15 protein-coding genes and 1 pseudogene are annotated in these 15,347 nt (G+C 74.3%); all 16 read left to right on the plus strand.

What is annotated here, in order from left to right; genetic code table 11:
- Positions 1-109: 109 nt before the first annotated feature.
- On the plus strand, positions 110-1,522 hold the full coding sequence (locus F6X68_RS20970; RefSeq protein ID WP_151455898.1) for an FtsW/RodA/SpoVE family cell cycle protein: 1,413 nt from the start codon (positions 110-112) through the stop codon (positions 1,520-1,522).
- Positions 1,522-2,628, plus strand: coding sequence for an undecaprenyldiphospho-muramoylpentapeptide beta-N-acetylglucosaminyltransferase (gene murG, locus F6X68_RS20975; protein WP_151455888.1), 1,107 nt, complete (start codon positions 1,522-1,524; stop codon positions 2,626-2,628). The genes F6X68_RS20970 and murG overlap by 1 nt, the downstream gene beginning before the upstream one ends.
- 142 nt (positions 2,629-2,770) lie before the next feature.
- Positions 2,771-4,324 carry a UDP-N-acetylmuramate--L-alanine ligase gene (gene murC, locus F6X68_RS20980; protein WP_151455889.1) on the plus strand — a complete coding sequence of 518 codons (1,554 nt, stop codon included), beginning with the start codon at positions 2,771-2,773 and terminating at the stop codon, positions 4,322-4,324.
- Complete coding sequence (locus F6X68_RS20985; RefSeq protein ID WP_151455890.1) at positions 4,321-5,136, plus strand: cell division protein FtsQ/DivIB; 816 nt, start codon at positions 4,321-4,323, stop codon at positions 5,134-5,136. Before murC ends, F6X68_RS20985 begins: the two co-directional genes overlap by 4 nt.
- Positions 5,137-5,382: 246 nt before the next feature.
- Entirely contained in the window at positions 5,383-6,498 is a 1,116-nt protein-coding gene (gene ftsZ, locus F6X68_RS20990) for a cell division protein FtsZ (RefSeq protein ID WP_132236307.1), read from the plus strand.
- Positions 6,499-6,507: 9 nt separating this feature from the next.
- Entirely contained in the window at positions 6,508-7,254 is a 747-nt protein-coding gene (locus F6X68_RS20995) for a YggS family pyridoxal phosphate-dependent enzyme (RefSeq protein ID WP_151455891.1), read from the plus strand.
- Positions 7,255-7,445: 191 nt separating this feature from the next.
- Complete coding sequence (locus F6X68_RS21000; protein ID WP_151455892.1) at positions 7,446-8,141, plus strand: cell division protein SepF; 696 nt, start codon at positions 7,446-7,448, stop codon at positions 8,139-8,141.
- 30 nt (positions 8,142-8,171) lie between these two features.
- A complete protein-coding gene (locus F6X68_RS21005; protein ID WP_088999245.1) occupies positions 8,172-8,477 on the plus strand; it encodes a YggT family protein in 306 nt (101 codons plus the stop codon).
- Between the two features lie 44 nt (positions 8,478-8,521).
- Positions 8,522-9,334 carry a DivIVA domain-containing protein gene (locus F6X68_RS21010; protein ID WP_151455893.1) on the plus strand — a complete coding sequence of 271 codons (813 nt, stop codon included), beginning with the start codon at positions 8,522-8,524 and terminating at the stop codon, positions 9,332-9,334.
- A gap of 76 nt (positions 9,335-9,410) precedes the next feature.
- Positions 9,411-10,034 (plus strand): hypothetical protein, encoded by a 624-nt coding sequence (locus F6X68_RS21015; RefSeq protein WP_151455894.1) that lies wholly within the window; start codon positions 9,411-9,413, stop codon positions 10,032-10,034.
- Between the two features lie 18 nt (positions 10,035-10,052).
- Entirely contained in the window at positions 10,053-10,352 is a 300-nt protein-coding gene (locus F6X68_RS21020; RefSeq protein WP_151455895.1) for a DUF167 domain-containing protein, read from the plus strand.
- Between the two features lie 22 nt (positions 10,353-10,374).
- On the plus strand, positions 10,375-11,874 hold the full coding sequence (locus tag F6X68_RS21025; RefSeq protein ID WP_151455899.1) for a potassium/proton antiporter: 1,500 nt from the start codon (positions 10,375-10,377) through the stop codon (positions 11,872-11,874).
- 222 nt (positions 11,875-12,096) lie between these two features.
- On the plus strand, positions 12,097-12,516 hold the full coding sequence (locus tag F6X68_RS21030; RefSeq protein ID WP_121400566.1) for a TraR/DksA C4-type zinc finger protein: 420 nt from the start codon (positions 12,097-12,099) through the stop codon (positions 12,514-12,516).
- 66 nt (positions 12,517-12,582) lie between these two features.
- Positions 12,583-13,218 carry a signal peptidase II gene (gene lspA, locus F6X68_RS21035; RefSeq protein ID WP_151455896.1) on the plus strand — a complete coding sequence of 212 codons (636 nt, stop codon included), beginning with the start codon at positions 12,583-12,585 and terminating at the stop codon, positions 13,216-13,218.
- Positions 13,215-14,159 carry an RluA family pseudouridine synthase gene (locus F6X68_RS21040; RefSeq protein ID WP_151455897.1) on the plus strand — a complete coding sequence of 315 codons (945 nt, stop codon included), beginning with the start codon at positions 13,215-13,217 and terminating at the stop codon, positions 14,157-14,159. The genes lspA and F6X68_RS21040 overlap by 4 nt, the downstream gene beginning before the upstream one ends.
- Before the next feature lie 310 nt (positions 14,160-14,469).
- Positions 14,470-15,347: pseudogene (locus F6X68_RS21045) on the plus strand (hypothetical protein); the annotation flags it as partial.

Genomic DNA, 15,347 nt, shown 5'->3' on the forward strand with positions numbered 1-15,347 from the left:
GTCCGGGCGGTCGGCGGGAGGCAGGCGTACGCGCGACGCGCCCGCCGCGACGCGGGGACCGGACGATCCCGATCCCCAGGTGCTGCGCGGGCTGGACCCGGCGGGCGGGCTGGCCGCGCTGCGCGGGCTGCTGGACCGGCCGTTGGCCTCCTACTACCTGCTGCTGTCCAGCGCCGGCCTGCTGCTGCTGATCGGCCTCACCATGGTCTTCTCCGCCACCAGCGTCCGGGACTACGCGGAGAACGGCAACGCCTCGACGTCCCTGGTCAAGCAGGCGATCTTCGCGGTGATCGGCATCGTCGCGTTCTGGGCGTGCCAGCGGCTGCCGGCGACGACCTACCGGACGCTGGGCCGGCCGCTGCTGTTCACCGCCATCGGCCTGCTGCTGCTGCTCAACCTGCTGCTCGCGTACGCCCGGCTGACGAACCAGGACTCCGCCCGGATCGGCCCGCTCGAGGCCCGGCTGCTCTGGCTCTTCGTCGGCGGCATCCAGGTGCAGCCCTCCGAGTTCGCGAAGTTCGCCCTGGTGCTCTGGGGGGCCCACGTGATCGCCCGCAAGGGCGCCGCGCTGGGCTGGTGGCGCGAGCTGGCCACCCCACTCTTCCCCGTGGTCGGCCTGCTCTTCGTCCTCGTCGGCTACAACGACCTGGGCACGATGCTCTGCCTGCTGGCCCTGGTGGTGGGGCTGCTCTGGGCGGCCGGGGTGCGGATGCGGGTCTTCGCCGCGCTCTCCGCGGTGGGCCTGCTCGGCATCGGCGTGCTGGTCGCGGTGGCCTCGCTCGGCGCCGGCTCCGGCGAGACGGGCGAGAAGAACTACCGGCTGGCCCGGTTGACCGCCTTCATCAACCCGCCCCCGCCGGACCTGTGCAAGCTGGAGGACTGCTACCAGATCGCCCAGGCCCGGTACGCGATCGAGAACGGCGGGTGGTTCGGCGTCGGCCTCGGCAAGAGCATCGCCAAGTGGCAGTGGCTGCCGGCGGCGGAGAACGACTTCATCTTCGCCGTGGTCGCCGAGGAGCTGGGCGTCGTCGGGTGCGTCGTGGTGGTGGCGCTCTTCGCCGTGCTGGCGTACACCGGGCTGCGGATCGCCCGCCGGGTCGACGACCCGTTCCGCCGGCTCGCCGCCGCGGCGGCGACCACCTGGCTGGTCGGCCAGGCGGTGATCAACATCGGCGGGGTGGTCGGCCTGCTGCCGCTGACCGGTGTGCCGCTGCCGTTCATCTCCGACGGCGGCAGCGCCCTGGTCGTCACCCTCGCCGCCATCGGGATGCTCGCCTCCTTCGCCCGCGCCGAACCCGACGCCGCCAGAGCACTGCATGCCCGTCCGCCGGCCCGATGGGTCCGACTACTCTGGGCCCCGTTGCCGCCGCTTCCCGGGCGGCGCCGCCGTCCGGCGGCGCCCCCGGCTGCCCGAGGGTCCGTGCCCCGGTCGCGGGAGCGGCGGCCGGACGATGTGGCCGCACCGCGCGGTGTCCGGCTGGCCCGGACCCGCCGCGGGTCGGCGGACGAGAGGAGACGTTGATGGGTCCGCTGCGTTCGGTGGTGCTCGCGGGAGGTGGCACCGGGGGGCACATCTACCCGCTGCTCGCCTTCGCCGACTGCCTGCGCCGACACGACCCCGGCGTCCGGATCACCTGCCTGGGGACACCGAAGGGCCTGGAGAACGAGCTGATCCCGCCGCAGGGCTACGACCTGCGGCAGATCCCGGCCTACCAGCTGCCCCGGTCGGTGAACATGAACCTGGTCAAGACCCCCGGCCGGATGTGGACCGCGGCCCGCGCCGCGGGCAAGGTCATCGACGAGGTGCGCGCCGACGTGGTGGTCGGCTTCGGCGGGTACGTCTCCGTGCCGGCCTACCTCGCCGCCTGGCGACGCGAGCTGCCGATCGTGATTCACGAGGTCAACGTGCCGCCGGGGGTGGCGAACCGGCTGGGGATGAGGTTCACCCGCCACGTGGCGGCCGGCTTCCCGCACCAGCCCGCCCAGGCCGAGGCCCTGCGCGACGCCCGGGTCGTCGGCGTGCCGCTGCGCCGGGGCATCGCCGGGCTGGACCGCTTCGCCATGCGCAACGCCGCCAGGGCCCACTTCGGACTCCGCCCCGACCTGCCGGTTCTCTTCGTCGCCGGTGGCTCGCAGGGCGCCCGCTCGATCAACCTCGCGGTCGCCGGCGCGGCGAAGGAACTCGCCCGCCACGGGGTGCAGGTGCTGCACGTGATCGGCGCCCGCAACGAGCCGGTGCCGGTCCCCACCGACCTGCCGGTGCCGTACGTGACGCTGCCGTACCTGTCCGAGATGGAGGCCGGCTACGCCGCGGCGGACCTGATGCTCGGCCGGGGCGGGGCGATGACCTGCGCGGAGGTGGCGGCCATCGGGCTGCCCACCATCTACGTGCCGTACCCGCACAGCAACCAGGAGCAGAAGCGCAACGCGCTGCCCGTGGTGGAGGCCGGCGGCGGGCTGCTCGTCGACGACGCCGAGCTGACGCCGGACTGGGTCGAGCGGACGATCATCCCGCTGATCCGCGACCCGCACCGGCTGCACGCGATGGGCTCCGCCGCCGCCGCGTACGGCCGCCGCGACGGCGACGAGGCACTGCTCAACTTCGTCCTGGAGGCGGTGGCCCCGTGAGCGCGAGGAGTGAGCTTGCGAGCCCCGCAGTCGCGAACGAAAGGCAGGCGCCCGTGAGCGCGAGGAGTGAGCTTGCGAGCCCCGCAGTCGCGAACGACGGTGGCCCCGTGACTGGGCGCACCGCGACGGGAAGGTACTCGGCATGAACACCGCACAGTTCACCCCGGCCGGCACGCTCACCGCCGAGGACCTGGGCACGATCCACCTGATCGGGGTGGGCGGGGTCGGCATGAGCGGGCTGGCCCGGCTCTTCCTGACCCGGGGCATCCGGGTCTCCGGCAGCGAGCTGCGGGAGTGGCCCTCGCTGGCCGGCATGCGCGCCCTCGGCGGCACGATCCACATGAGCCACGAGGCGTCCAACCTCGACGGCGTCGACACGGTCGTCTACTCCTCGGCGATCCCGCAGGACCACCTGGAGATGGTGGAGGCACGCCGGCGCGGCCTGCGCGTGCTGCACCGCTCCGAGGCGCTGGCCGCCGCGATGACGGGCCGCCGGACGGTGGCGGTCGCGGGCACCCACGGCAAGACCACCACCACCTCGATGGTCACCATGGTGCTCCAGCAGGCCGGGCAGGACCCGTCCTTCGTGATCGGTGGGGAGATCTCCGAGGTCGGCTCGGGCGCCCACCACGGCACGGGCGAGCACTTCGTGGTCGAGGCGGACGAGAGCGACCGCTCCTTCCTCATCTACCGCCCGTACGTGTCGATCATCACCAACGTCGAGGCCGACCACCTGAACACCTACGGCGACCTCGCCACGCTGGAGGCGGCCTTCGCCGAGTTCGCCCGGCTCACCGACCCGGACGGCTTCATCATCACCTGCGCCGACGACCCGGGCGGGCGGCGGCTGGCCGAGACGCTGCGCGCGGAGGGCCGCCGGGTGCACACCTACGGCGAGGCGGCCGACGCCGACCTGCGGCTGACCGACATCGCCTCGTCGGCCCGGGGCGTGCGCTACCTGGCGAGCATCGACGGGCGGTCGCTCGGCGAGTTCCGGCTGCCGGTGCCCGGGCGGCACATGGGGCTCAACAGCGCCTCGGCCGTGCTGACCGCGTACCTGCTGGGGCTGCCGCTGGAGGCGGCGGAGGGCGCGCTCGCGGCGTTCCCCGGCGTGCGACGGCGCTTCGAGCGCAAGGGCGTCGCGGACGACGTGCTGGTCTACGACGAGTACGCCTACCACCCGACCTCGATGACGCTGGCGTTGCAGACGCTGCGCGAGGTGGCCGGCGACGGCCGGCTGATCGTGGTCTTCCAGCCCTACCGGCTCTACCGCACCCGCGACCTCCAGGCGGAGATCGCCGAGTCGCTGGCCATCGCCGACGAGCTGGTGCTGCTGGAGGTCTTCGGCCCGGGCGAGCTGCGCGAGCCGGGGGAGGGATCGGCGGCGCTGATCGAGGCGGTGGCGTTGCCGGCGGAGCGGAAGGTCTTCGTGGACTCGTGGGAGGCCGCGCCGGTTGAGGTGGCCCGGCGGGCCCGCCCCGGCGACGTGGTGGTGACCATGGGCGCCCCGCCGATCTCGCTGATGGGGGACCAGCTGCTGGCCGTGCTCTCGGCGCGTACCACCGATCCGGCGGCGCCAGCGGGCACGACGCCCGGCGGCGACGCCGGCGGGACGACGACCATCGGCGGCACCGTCCCCGGCGTCGGCGGTGCCGGCGGCGCGGTCGCGGACGGCGCGGCGCCCGCGGCCGGATGAGTCCCGGTCCGGCGCGGGGGCGCACCACCGGCGCGGACGGCGGCGGACGGCGCGGGCCGCAGCGGCGGTGGCAGCTGGTCCGGGCCGGCAGCGACGCGGTCCCCGCCTCGACCCGCCGGTTCATGGCCCGGGCCCGGCAGCGTCGGATGCGCGCGGCCCTGCCGTGGGCGGTCGCCGCGGGCGTGCTCGCGGTGGCCGGGCTGGTCGCCTGGACCCTGCTCGGCACCGGCCTGTTCGGGGTGCGCGAGGTCCGCGTCGAGGGCGCCGAGCTGGTCACGACGGTGCAGGTCCGCGATGCGGCCGCGGTGCCCGACGACGCCCCGCTGGCCAGGGTGGACCTGGCCGCCACCGCGCGGCGGGTCGGCGAGCTGCCGGCGGTCCAGCGGGCGGTGGTGACCCGGGACTGGCCGGACACGCTGGTCGTCCGGGTGACGGAGCGCACCGGCGTGGCGGCGGTGCCGCGCGGGGAGCAGTTCGTGGTGATCGACCGCGCGGGCGTGGTCTTCCGGAGCGTGCCGCGGCCGCCGGACGGCCTGCCGGTGGTCCGGCTCGCCGAGCCGGGCCCGGACGACGGGTCGACCCGGGCGGCGCTGGAGGTGCTCGGCGCGCTCACCCCGCAGCTGCGCGCCGAGCTGGTGGACGTGACCGTCGAGGGCCTGGCCCGGATCACGCTGCGGCTGCGCGGCGACCGGGTGGTGGTCTGGGGGGACGCGACCCGGGGCGCGGACAAGGCCCGGGTGGCCGGCGCCCTGCTCGACCGGAAGGCCGACACCATCGACGTCAGCGCGCCCGACGTGGTTACCCTGCGGTGACCGGCCGCTCAACCGGCGACGTGACCCGCCCCGCTCCGGCGGCGACACGCCGAGCGGGTCCTTGGCTCATCGCGTGAGGGCGCTTACGTTGCCCCGAAGGGGATCAGTGGTTGACATAACAGTAAGCCTCTAGTAGAGGGTGAGGGTTCAACCCTGATCCTCGCTGGTGACAGCTGTCGTCGGCCGCTGGTCTGGCCAGGCCCTACCCGGTCGGCCCATGCCAATCTCGAAGGGAAAGGACCGGAGATGACACCTCCGCACAACTACCTGGCGGTCATCAAGGTCGTCGGCATCGGTGGCGGCGGCGTCAACGCCGTCAACCGGATGATCGAGGTTGGGCTCAAGGGCGTCGAGTTCATCGCGATCAACACCGACGCGCAGGCGCTGCTCATGAGCGACGCCGACGTGAAGCTCGACGTCGGCCGTGAGCTGACCCGCGGGCTCGGCGCCGGCGCCAACCCCGACGTCGGCAAGAACGCCGCCGAGGACCACCGCGACGAGATCGAGGAGGTGCTCAAGGGCGCCGACATGGTCTTCGTGACCTGCGGCGAGGGCGGCGGCACCGGCACCGGCGGCGCGCCCGTGGTGGCGAACATCGCCCGCAAGCTCGGCGCGCTGACCATCGGCGTGGTCACCCGGCCGTTCTCGTTCGAGGGCAAGCGTCGCCAGGTGCAGGCGGAGTCCGGAATAGACGAACTGCGCAACCAGTGCGACACGCTGATCGTCATCCCCAACGACCGGCTGCTGGCGCTCGGCGACCGCAACATCAGCATGATGGACGCGTTCCGCACCGCCGACCAGGTGCTGCTCTCCGGTGTCCAGGGCATCACCGACCTGATCACCACGCCGGGTCTGATCAACCTGGACTTCGCCGACGTGAAGAGCGTCATGAGCGGCGCGGGCAGCGCCCTCATGGGCATCGGCAGCGCGCGGGGCGAGAACCGTGCCGTCGAGGCGGCCGAGGCGGCCATCTCCAGCCCGCTGCTGGAGCAGAGCATGGACGGCGCGCGCGGCGTGCTGCTCTCCATCGCCGGTGGGTCGGACCTGGGCCTGTTCGAGATCAACGACGCGGCCCAGCTCGTCACCGACGCGGCCCACCCCGACGCCAACATCATCTTCGGCGCCGTCATCGACGACGCCCTCGGCGACGAGGTGCGGGTCACCGTCATCGCGGCGGGCTTCGACGGCGGCACGCCGGCGTACAAGGCGGCCGAGCCGCCCCGCAAGAGCAACCAGAACCAGCCGGCCCAGCCGAGCGCCCCGGTCGCGCCGCCGGCCACCATGCCGGCCCCGCAGCAGTCGCCCCGCCGGGTGCTCTTCGACGACGTCGACGTGCCCGACTTCCTCAAGAACGGTTCCTGAGTACCGCCGATGACCGACAGCCCAGCCACGGTGCGCCCGGACCGGCGCGCCGAGATCGCGGCCGGCCTGGGCCGCGTACGGTCCCGGATCGCGGAGGCCTGTGCCGCCGCGGGGCGGGACGACTCCGAGGTCACCATGATCGCGGTGACCAAGACCTACCCGGCCGGGGACGTGGTGGCCCTGGCCGGGCTCGGCGTCGTCGACATGGGGGAGAACCGCGACCAGGAGGCGTCCGCCAAGTCGGCCGAGGTGGCCGCGGCGGGGGTGACGCCCCGGTGGCACTTCATCGGGCAGTTGCAGCGCAACAAGGCCCGGTCGGTGGTCCGCTACGCCGACGTCGTGCACTCGGTCGACAGTGTCCGGTTGGCGCGGGCGCTGGACGCGGCGTCGGCGACGGCGCGGGACCGGCCGCTGGACGTGCTGGTCCAGGTGAGCATCGACGGCGACGCGGCCCGCGGCGGGGCGCTGCCCGGCTCGGCCGACCCGGGCGCCGGGCTCGGCGCGGTGGCCGAGGCGGTGGCCGGCGCGGAGGCGCTGCGACTGGCCGGCCTGATGGCGGTGGCGCCGCTGGGCTGGGAGCCGGAGCGGGCGTTCGCCCGGCTGGCCGAGGTGGCCGCCGGGTTCCGGACGGTCCACCCGGGAGCCGCCGCGCTCTCCGCCGGGATGAGCGGCGACCTGGAAATCGCGATCCGGTACGGCGCGACACATGTCCGCGTCGGCAGCGCGTTGCTCGGAATGCGTCCCACGCTGCGGTAGCCTGACCGCGGGAAGCAAATTACATCTGTGTTGTTTGGGGGAGCGGCATCCCGTTGTCGGGGGTCGTGGCACGCGACGCGAATCGCGTGCCAGGGGATTGCCGATCCGCCCCGGTGGGCAGAAGTGGTCCACTCGCGACAAGCGACACGGTACGGGGGCGCGTGCCGCACGGCGGACGGGAAGGGCGCGGGATGGGTGCACTGCGCAAGGCGGGGGTCTGGCTCGGTCTGGTCGAAGAGGACGACGAGCGGGCCTACGACGACGGTGGCTACGACAAGGGGGGCTACCGCGATTCGCGTTACCGGCAGAGCCGGTACTCGGAGGAGTTCGCCGACGACGACGAGGACGACTCCGAGGAGCCGCCGGCGCCCCGGTCCCGGCTGAGCGACCGTGGCCGGCTCTCGGAGCGCGCCGCCGGTCGGGCGGCCGACGCCGAGCGGGGCGACACCGACCGGGCGGAGCGGGCCGAGCGGTCCAGCGTTCGCTCCATCACCCGGCCGTCGGCCGGCGACACGTCGGGCGCGCTGACCTACCACACCCGCGACAACCTGGCCCTGGCGCCGCAGGCGCAGCCCCGGGAGCGCGCGGTGGTCGCCGAGGAGGAGCAGCGCTACCAGATCACCACGCTGCACCCCACCACGTACCGGGAGGCGCGAACCATCGGTGAGCACTTCCGCGACAACGTTCCGGTGATCATCAACCTCACCGAGATGGACGAGGCCGACGCGCGCCGACTTGTGGACTTCGCCGCCGGCCTCGCGTTCGGGCTGCGGGGTACGATCGAGCGCGTGACCAATCGGGTGTTCCTGCTCTCACCGGCCAATGTCCAGGTCACCGCGGAGGACAAGGCCAAGATCGCCGAGGGCGGCTTCTTCAGCCTGAGCTAGCCCCGCCCGACCCGAGGGACGTCGCCTGCCGTGTTGTCGATCGTGCTGCAAGTGCTGTATCTGGTGCTCTACTTCTTCCTGCTCGTCCTGCTGGCCCGGTTCGTCCTGAGCGCCGTCCTCCAGTACGGCCGTCGCTGGCAGCCGGGGCGTGGGGCATCGGTGGGGCTGGAAATCGTGTGGAGCGTCACTGATCCCCCTCTCAACGCGTTGAGGCGTGTGATCCCTCCGTTGCGAATTGGTACCGTGAGCATCGACCTGGCCTCACTTGTGCTCCTGGTTATCCTGTTCGTGCTGATGGAGTTCGTGTTGAGGCGGTCGATCATCGGCACCGTCTGATGACCGACGCGCTTTCGCGGCCGCAACTGACCCGAGGAGTTTCGATGCCGCTGACCCCGGCCGACGTCCACAACGTCGCCTTCAAAAAGCCGCCGATCGGCAAGCGGGGCTACGACGAGGAGGAGGTCGACGCTTTCCTGGACGAGGTCGAGCGCGAGCTCGCCCGTCTCATCGAGGAGAACAACGAGCTGCGCGCCCAGGTGGAGCGCGGCGGCCGTGGTGGCGCCCCCGCCGGCCCCGGTGGCGACGCCCGTCTCGCGGCGGAGCTCAACGACGTCAAGGCCCAGCTCGACCGGGTGCAGCGCGACAAGGCGGCGGCCGAGCAGGCCGCCCGCGCGATGCAGGCCGAGCTGGAGCAGGTCCGCTCCGCCGGTGGCCCGGCCGTCGGCGGCGCCGACGGTGAGCAGCAGGCGCTGCGGGTGCTGATGATGGCCCAGCGGACCGCCGACGACCACGTCTCCGACGCCCGCCGCGAGGCCGACCAGCTGCTCTCCGAGGCCCGTTCCAAGGCCGAGGAGGTCACCCGCGAGGCCCGCGCCAAGGCCGACGCCCTGGAGCGCGACGCCCGCCAGCGGCACCAGGAGGCCATGGGCGGCCTGGACGCCAAGCGCACGGCCCTGCAGAAGCACATCGAGGAGCTCAAGCAGTTCGAGCGCGAGTACCGCACCCGGCTCAAGGCCTACCTGGAGAGCCAGCTGCGCGACCTCGACGGCCGCGGCCAGGGCCTGGAGGTCGAGATGACCCGTGGTGGTGAGGGCAACCGGGCCGCCAGCGGCGGCAACGGGCTGGCCACCGCAGGGCTCGCCGGCTCCTACGGCGGCGGCGGTCGCTCCGGCGCTCTCGAGACCGGGCGCTGAACCATCGGTCGGCGACCGTCGTCACGATGACGGTCGCCGACCTCGCCTCATCAGCACGACGCGGCGGGGGTGAGCCGTGATAGTCGCCAGTCTCCTGCTCATCCTCGTCGCGGTGGTGCTGCTGGTGCTCGGCCTGGCCGGTGGCTCCAGCGTTCTCCTGACCATCTCCATCGCGGCCAGCCTGCTGGCCGCCGTCGCGCTGGTCGCGGGCGCCCGCCAGGCGGCTGCGGACCGGGCGGCGGCGGACCCGGGCCGGCCGGGGTGGCGACCCCGTCGGGCGACCCGCCCGGCCGGACCGGCCTTCGCCGGTGGGCCGCCGGCGGAGCCGGAGATCCCCGTCCAGCACGTTCCTTCCACGGTCGACGCCGACGGCACCGGGTGGCGGCAACCGCCCGAGCCGCCGGTGACCGACGGCACCGTCCCGGCCGCCGCCACGCCCGGTGCCGGCCCCGCCGTGCCGTACGACGACGAGCCGCCCGCGCAGGACGTCACCCCGGGCGAGGCCGCCCGGGTGGCCCGCCTCGCCGCCGAGGTGCGGGTGGTCGACGGGCGGCCCCGCTACCACCTGGCCGACTGCGCGTACCTCGTGGGGCGGGAGCACGAGCCGCTTCCGGTCGCCGAGGCCGTCGACCTCGGCTTCACCCCGTGCGGCCGCTGCGCGCCCGACACCGCCCTGCTCGCCGACGCCGGTCGGATCTGAGCGGCGGGACGCTTCCTGATGGACGCCACGCTGACCGTCGCGGTCCGGGTGAAGCCCGGCTCCGCCCGGGCGCGCGTCGGCGGCCGCTTCGACGGGCCGCACGGTCCGGCCCTGGTGATCGCGGTGCACGCCCCCGCCGTGGACGGGCGGGCCACGGAGGCGGCCCGGCGGGCGCTGGCCGGGGCGCTGGGCGTACGGCCGGCGGTGGTGTCGTTGCGGGCCGGCGCGGCCAGCCGCGACAAGCTCTTCCTGGTCGAGGGGCCCGCCCCGGAGTTGACGGAGGCGCTGCGCCGGCTGCGTGACGGGGCCGCCGGGTGACGGACGCCGGGGCCGGGCGGCGGTGACGCCGGGGCTGGATCTCGCGCTCCTGCTCGGTGCGGGTGTCCTGCTGGTCGCGGTCGGCGCGGTCCGTCTCTCCACCCGGCTCGGCGTGCCCAGCCTCCTGGCGTACCTGGCCCTCGGGGTGGCGATCGGGGAGACGGGGCTGGGCATCCGCTTCGACGACGTCGAGCTGACCCGGACCCTGGGCTTCTGCGCGCTCATCGTGATCATCGCCGAGGGCGGGCTGACCGCCCGGTGGAGCACCCTGCGCCCGGTGCTCGGGCTGGCCGCGCTGCTCTCCACGGTCGGCGTGGTGGTCAGCATCCTGGTCGTCGGCCTCGTCGTGCACCTGCTGCTGGGACTGGACTGGCGGCTGGCCCTGCTCTACGGCGCGGTGCTCTCCTCCACCGACGCGGCGGCGGTCTTCGCCACGCTGCGCCGGCTGCGGCTGCCGCCCCGGCTGGTGGCCACCCTGGAGGCGGAGTCGGGGATGAACGACGCCCCGGTCGTGCTGTTGGTGGTGCTGCTGTCCCGGGAGGGCGTCACCCACCCGTGGTGGTACGAGATCTCCCTGGTCAGCTACGAGCTGGGCGCCGGCGCGGCGGTCGGCCTCGCGGCCGGCGTGGGCGGGCGGTGGGCGCTGCGCCGGGCGGCGCTGCCGTCGGCGGGGCTCTACCCGATCGCGGCGGTCGGACTGACCGTGTTCGCCTACGCCGCCGGCGCGGTGCTGCACGCCTCGGGTTTCCTCGCCGTCTACGTGGCGGGGGTGATCCTCGGCAACGCCCGGCTGCCGCACCGGCAGGCGATCCTCGGCTTCGCCGACGGCCTGGCGTGGCTGGCCCAGATCGGGCTCTTCGTGCTGCTCGGGCTGCTCGTCTCGCCGGGCCGGCTGGGCTCGGCGGTGCTGCCGGCGGTGGTCGCCGGGCTGGCGCTCGTGCTGCTGGCCCGGCCGCTGTCGGTGGCGGCGTCCGCACTGCCGTTCCGGTTCGGCCTGCGCGAGCAGGCGTTCCTGTCCTGGGCGGGGCTGCGCGGGGCGGTGCCGATCGTGCTCGCCACCATTCCGCTGTCGGAGCGGGTGCCGGGCGCCGACCGGCTCTTCGACTCCGTCTTCGTACTGGTGGTGATCTTCACGCTGTTGCAGACGGGGACGCTGGCTCCGGTGGCCCGCCGGCTGCGGGTCACCGCGCCGGCCGAGGCGACCGAGATCCGGGTGGAGACGGCGCCGCTGGAGCGGATGGGCGCGGACCTGCTCCAGTTGGAGGTGCCGCCCGGTTCCCGGCTGGCCGGGGTGCACGTCGACGAGTTGCGGTTGCCGCTGGGCGCCTCGGTGACCCTGGTGCTGCGCGACGGGGCGGGCGTCGTGCCGGGCCCGGACTTCCGGCTGAAGACCGGCGACAGCATGTTGATCGTGGCCACGGCCGGGGTGCGCGACGAGGCGGAGCGGCGGCTGCGGGCGGTCAGTCGGCGGGGCCGGCTGGCCCGCTGGTTTGGCGAGTACGGCCGGGGTCCCGACACGTGATCTGCTAGCGTTCCTTTTGCCCCGGTTAGGGATGACCAGGGGCCGAACGCCGGTACGTCGGAGCGGCACGTTGTCGTGCGCCTGTACGTTCCGTATTCTTGCGAATCTCCGGAGTGCGCGGCCCCGTCGCCGCGCGCCCCTTTTGTACCTGGGGGCGCCGATGCCGGCGGCCCCTGTCCAGGTGCCGCGGAACGCCGCGGTTCCGCGGCCGAGGGAGCGACGATGGCGAAGCCAGCCGACACCAGGACCGCCGGTCGGAAGCCGGTGGCGAAGGCCACCCGCAGCGCTGCGGAGACCGAGAAGATCCGGGCGGCCCTGGCGGCGCGGCGTGACGAGTTGCGCGCCGAGTACGATCGGACGCTGAGCGAGATCACCGAGCTGCAGCGCGACCGGCTGACGGACTCGGCCGGGGACGACCAGGCCGACACCGGGACCAAGACGTTCGAGCGTGAGCAGGAGATCTCACTCGCCAACAGCATCCTGGAACGGATCACGCAGGTCGAGCGGGCGCTGGAGCGGCTCGACGAGGGTGGCTACGGCTGGTGCGAGCGGTGCGGCAACCCCATTCCGGTGGAGCGGCTCGCCGCCTTCCCGTCGGCCACCCTCTGCGTGACGTGCAAGCAGCTGGAGGAGCGGCGCTGAGGCCCGCTCCCCGGCGGCCATGGGAGGCGGCGCGGACGCGTCGCCGCGAGCGTCGATGGGGAGCAGATGTCCGAAGCACCGCCCGCCGGGCCCGGCAGCGCTGAGCCGGGTGCCGACAGCGCCGAGCCGAGGTCCGGCACGCCCCACCGCCGGGCCGCCGCCACCCTGTTCGGCCTCGCGCTCACGGTGCTCGCCGCCGACGCGGCGACCAAGCACCTCGCCCTGGGCGCGCTCGAGGACCGCGAGCCGGTCAGGCTGCTCGGCGGCGCGGTCTACCTCAGCCTGACCCGCAACAGCGGCGCGGCGTGGAGCATCGGCGCCGACTACACCTGGGTCTTCCCGCTGATCACCCTCGGGGTGGTCGGTTGGATCGTCTGGATGGCGCTGCGCCTGCGCTCGCTGCCCTGGGCGATCTCGCTGGGCCTGGTGCTGGGCGGGGCGCTGGGCAACTTCGCCGACCGGGTCTTCCGCGCCCCGGGCTGGTTCGTGGGGCACGTGGTGGACATGGTCAGCGTCTTCGCCCCGTACGGCCGGGTGTTCCCGGTGTTCAACCTGGCCGACAGCGCCCTCGTCTGCGGTGTGTTGCTCGCCCTCCTGCTGGAGTTGACCGGCCGGCAGCGTGACGGCAGCCGGATCGGCCACGGCGAGTCCACCGACGAGGCGGCGGCCCAGGCCGACGCCGGACAGCGGGAGCGGGCATGACCGCCGCCTTCGCCGCCGGTGGCGACCACCGTTCCCTGCCCGTCCCCGACGGCCTCGACGGCACGCGGCTCGACCAGGCCGTGTCGCGGCTGTTCGGGCTGTCCCGCACCGCCGCCGCGGCCCTGGTCGACGCCGGCGACGCGCTTGTCGACGGGGCCGCCCGGCCGAACTCCTACCGGGTGAAGGCCGGCTCCTGGCTGGAGGTGACCCTGCCCGCGCCGGTCGCCCCGCCCACCGTGGTGCCGCAGGCGGTGCCCGGGCTGCGGGTGGTGTACGCCGACGACGACATCGTGGTGGTGGACAAGCCGGTCGGCGTCGCGGCCCACCCGAGCCCCGGCTGGACCGGCCCGACGGTGATCGGGGCGCTGGCCGCCATCGGGCACCGCATCTCGACCAGCGGCGCCGCCGAGCGGCAGGGCGTCGTGCACCGGCTCGACGTCGGCACCACGGGCATCATGGCGGTGGCCAAGAGCGAGCAGGCGTACACCGCGTTGAAGCGGGCGTTCAAGTACCGCGAGGTGGAGAAGCGCTACCACGCGGTGGTGCAGGGGCACCTGGACCCGCTGCGCGGCACCGTCGACGCCCCGATCGACCGGCACCCCACCCACGACTACCGCTGGGCGGTGGTCTCCGGCGGCAAACCGAGCATCACCCACTACGACACGGTGGAGGCGTTCCCGGCGGCGAGCCTGGTCGACGTCCGGCTGGAGACCGGGCGCACCCACCAGATCCGGGTGCACTTCTCCACGCTGCGGCACCCGTGCGTGGGCGACCTCACGTACGGCGCCGACCCGACCCTGTCCGCCCGGCTCGGCCTGTCCAGGCAGTGGCTGCACGCCCGGTCGCTGAGCTTCCTGCACCCCCGCACGGGGGACGAGGTCCGCTTCGTCAGCGACTACCCTGACGACCTGGACCGCGCGCTCGAGATCCTCCGCGACTGAGCGTCGTCCCGCCCGTGACGATCCGACGAGGGGATCCCGCCGTGTGTGCCGGTACCCCCGACCCGACAGTGGGCGAAACGTCGGAACCCGCGCCGGGCGTGACGCAGCCATCACCGACACCGGCCAGACCGGCCGGCGGCGGGTCGCCACCGGCGGTCCCGTCGACCTCGCCGTACGCCGGCGCCGACGGCGTACGAGGGCCCGTGCCGTGACGGGAGGAAGAACCGAAGGTGCGTAGACGGGTGTGGTCCGAATAGGGTTTCGTTCGTAGCCTGTCAGACGGGCATCGATGGCGCTGGGAGGGCGAGCCTTGGAGGGCAGCGAGACCGGCTGGGGGCGGCCGGCCGAACCAGCACCGCGGTGGCGGGCGCTGCTCGACCGGGCCCGGCACGGCAGCCGCACGGCCGAGCAGGCCGAGGCCGACCGACACGCCGATCCCCCGCCCCTCCCGCCGGAGCCGCTGCCCCGCCGCTCGTCGGGCAACGGCTATGCCGCGCGGGTGCCGGCCATCGGGCGGGCCCCCGAGCCGTACGCGCCGGAGCCCGGCCCACCGCCGTACGGCGCGGACGGCCCACCGCCGTACGGCGCGGAGTACGGCCGGCCGGTCGACGCGGGCTACCGGGCCGAGGCCACCTACCGGGTGGAGCCGGCCTACCGGGTGGACCCGCTGGAGCCCGCCTACCGGGTGGAGCCGGAACAGCCGCCCGAGCCGAGCTACCGGTCGGATCCGGTGGAGCCGTCCTACCGGGCGGACCCGGTCGAGCCGTCCTACCGGTCGGACCCGGTCGAGCCGTCCTACCGGTCGGATCCGGTCGAGCCGTCCTACCGGTCGGATCCCATCGAGCCGAGCTACCGGTCGGGCTCCATCGAGCCGTCCTACCGGGCGGACCCGATCGAGCCGACCTACCGGGCGGACCCGGGGTATCCGGCCGAGCCGGCGTACCGCGTGCCGGCCCAGCCCCCGCCGCCCCGCATCGAGACCGAGCCGCACCGGGGCCCGGGGCCGGTCGAGTCGCGCTACGCGGTGCTGGACAACGGCTACCGGCACGAGCCGCCCCCGGTCGAGTCGCGCTACGCGGTGCTCGACAACGGCTATCGCTCCCGACGCGCCCACCAGGCCCCGCCCGCCGTGCCGCCGCCCGCCGCACCACCGCCGGCCGTGCCACCGCCGGCGGTACCGCCGGCGGT

This window comes from Micromonospora sp. AMSO12t, from assembly GCF_008806585.1.
GTDB classification, from domain to species: Bacteria; Actinomycetota; Actinomycetes; order Mycobacteriales; family Micromonosporaceae; genus Micromonospora; species Micromonospora reichwaldensis.

What these genes read in the sequence shown, in the direction of transcription:
- murG (WP_151455888.1), top strand. Translation starts at nt 1,522, where the DNA reads ATGGGTCCGCTGCGTTCGGTGGTGCTCGCGGGAGGTGGCACCGGGGGG.
- murC (WP_151455889.1), top strand. Translation starts at nt 2,771, where the DNA reads ATGAACACCGCACAGTTCACCCCGGCCGGCACGCTCACCGCCGAGGAC.
- F6X68_RS20985 (WP_151455890.1), top strand. Translation starts at nt 4,321, where the DNA reads ATGAGTCCCGGTCCGGCGCGGGGGCGCACCACCGGCGCGGACGGCGGC.
- ftsZ (WP_132236307.1), top strand. Translation starts at nt 5,383, where the DNA reads ATGACACCTCCGCACAACTACCTGGCGGTCATCAAGGTCGTCGGCATC.
- F6X68_RS20995 (WP_151455891.1), top strand. Translation starts at nt 6,508, where the DNA reads ATGACCGACAGCCCAGCCACGGTGCGCCCGGACCGGCGCGCCGAGATC.
- F6X68_RS21000 (WP_151455892.1), top strand. Translation starts at nt 7,446, where the DNA reads ATGGGTGCACTGCGCAAGGCGGGGGTCTGGCTCGGTCTGGTCGAAGAG.
- F6X68_RS21010 (WP_151455893.1), top strand. Translation starts at nt 8,522, where the DNA reads ATGCCGCTGACCCCGGCCGACGTCCACAACGTCGCCTTCAAAAAGCCG.
- F6X68_RS21020 (WP_151455895.1), top strand. Translation starts at nt 10,053, where the DNA reads ATGGACGCCACGCTGACCGTCGCGGTCCGGGTGAAGCCCGGCTCCGCC.
- F6X68_RS21030 (WP_121400566.1), top strand. Translation starts at nt 12,097, where the DNA reads ATGGCGAAGCCAGCCGACACCAGGACCGCCGGTCGGAAGCCGGTGGCG.
- lspA (WP_151455896.1), top strand. Translation starts at nt 12,583, where the DNA reads ATGTCCGAAGCACCGCCCGCCGGGCCCGGCAGCGCTGAGCCGGGTGCC.
- F6X68_RS21040 (WP_151455897.1), top strand. Translation starts at nt 13,215, where the DNA reads ATGACCGCCGCCTTCGCCGCCGGTGGCGACCACCGTTCCCTGCCCGTC.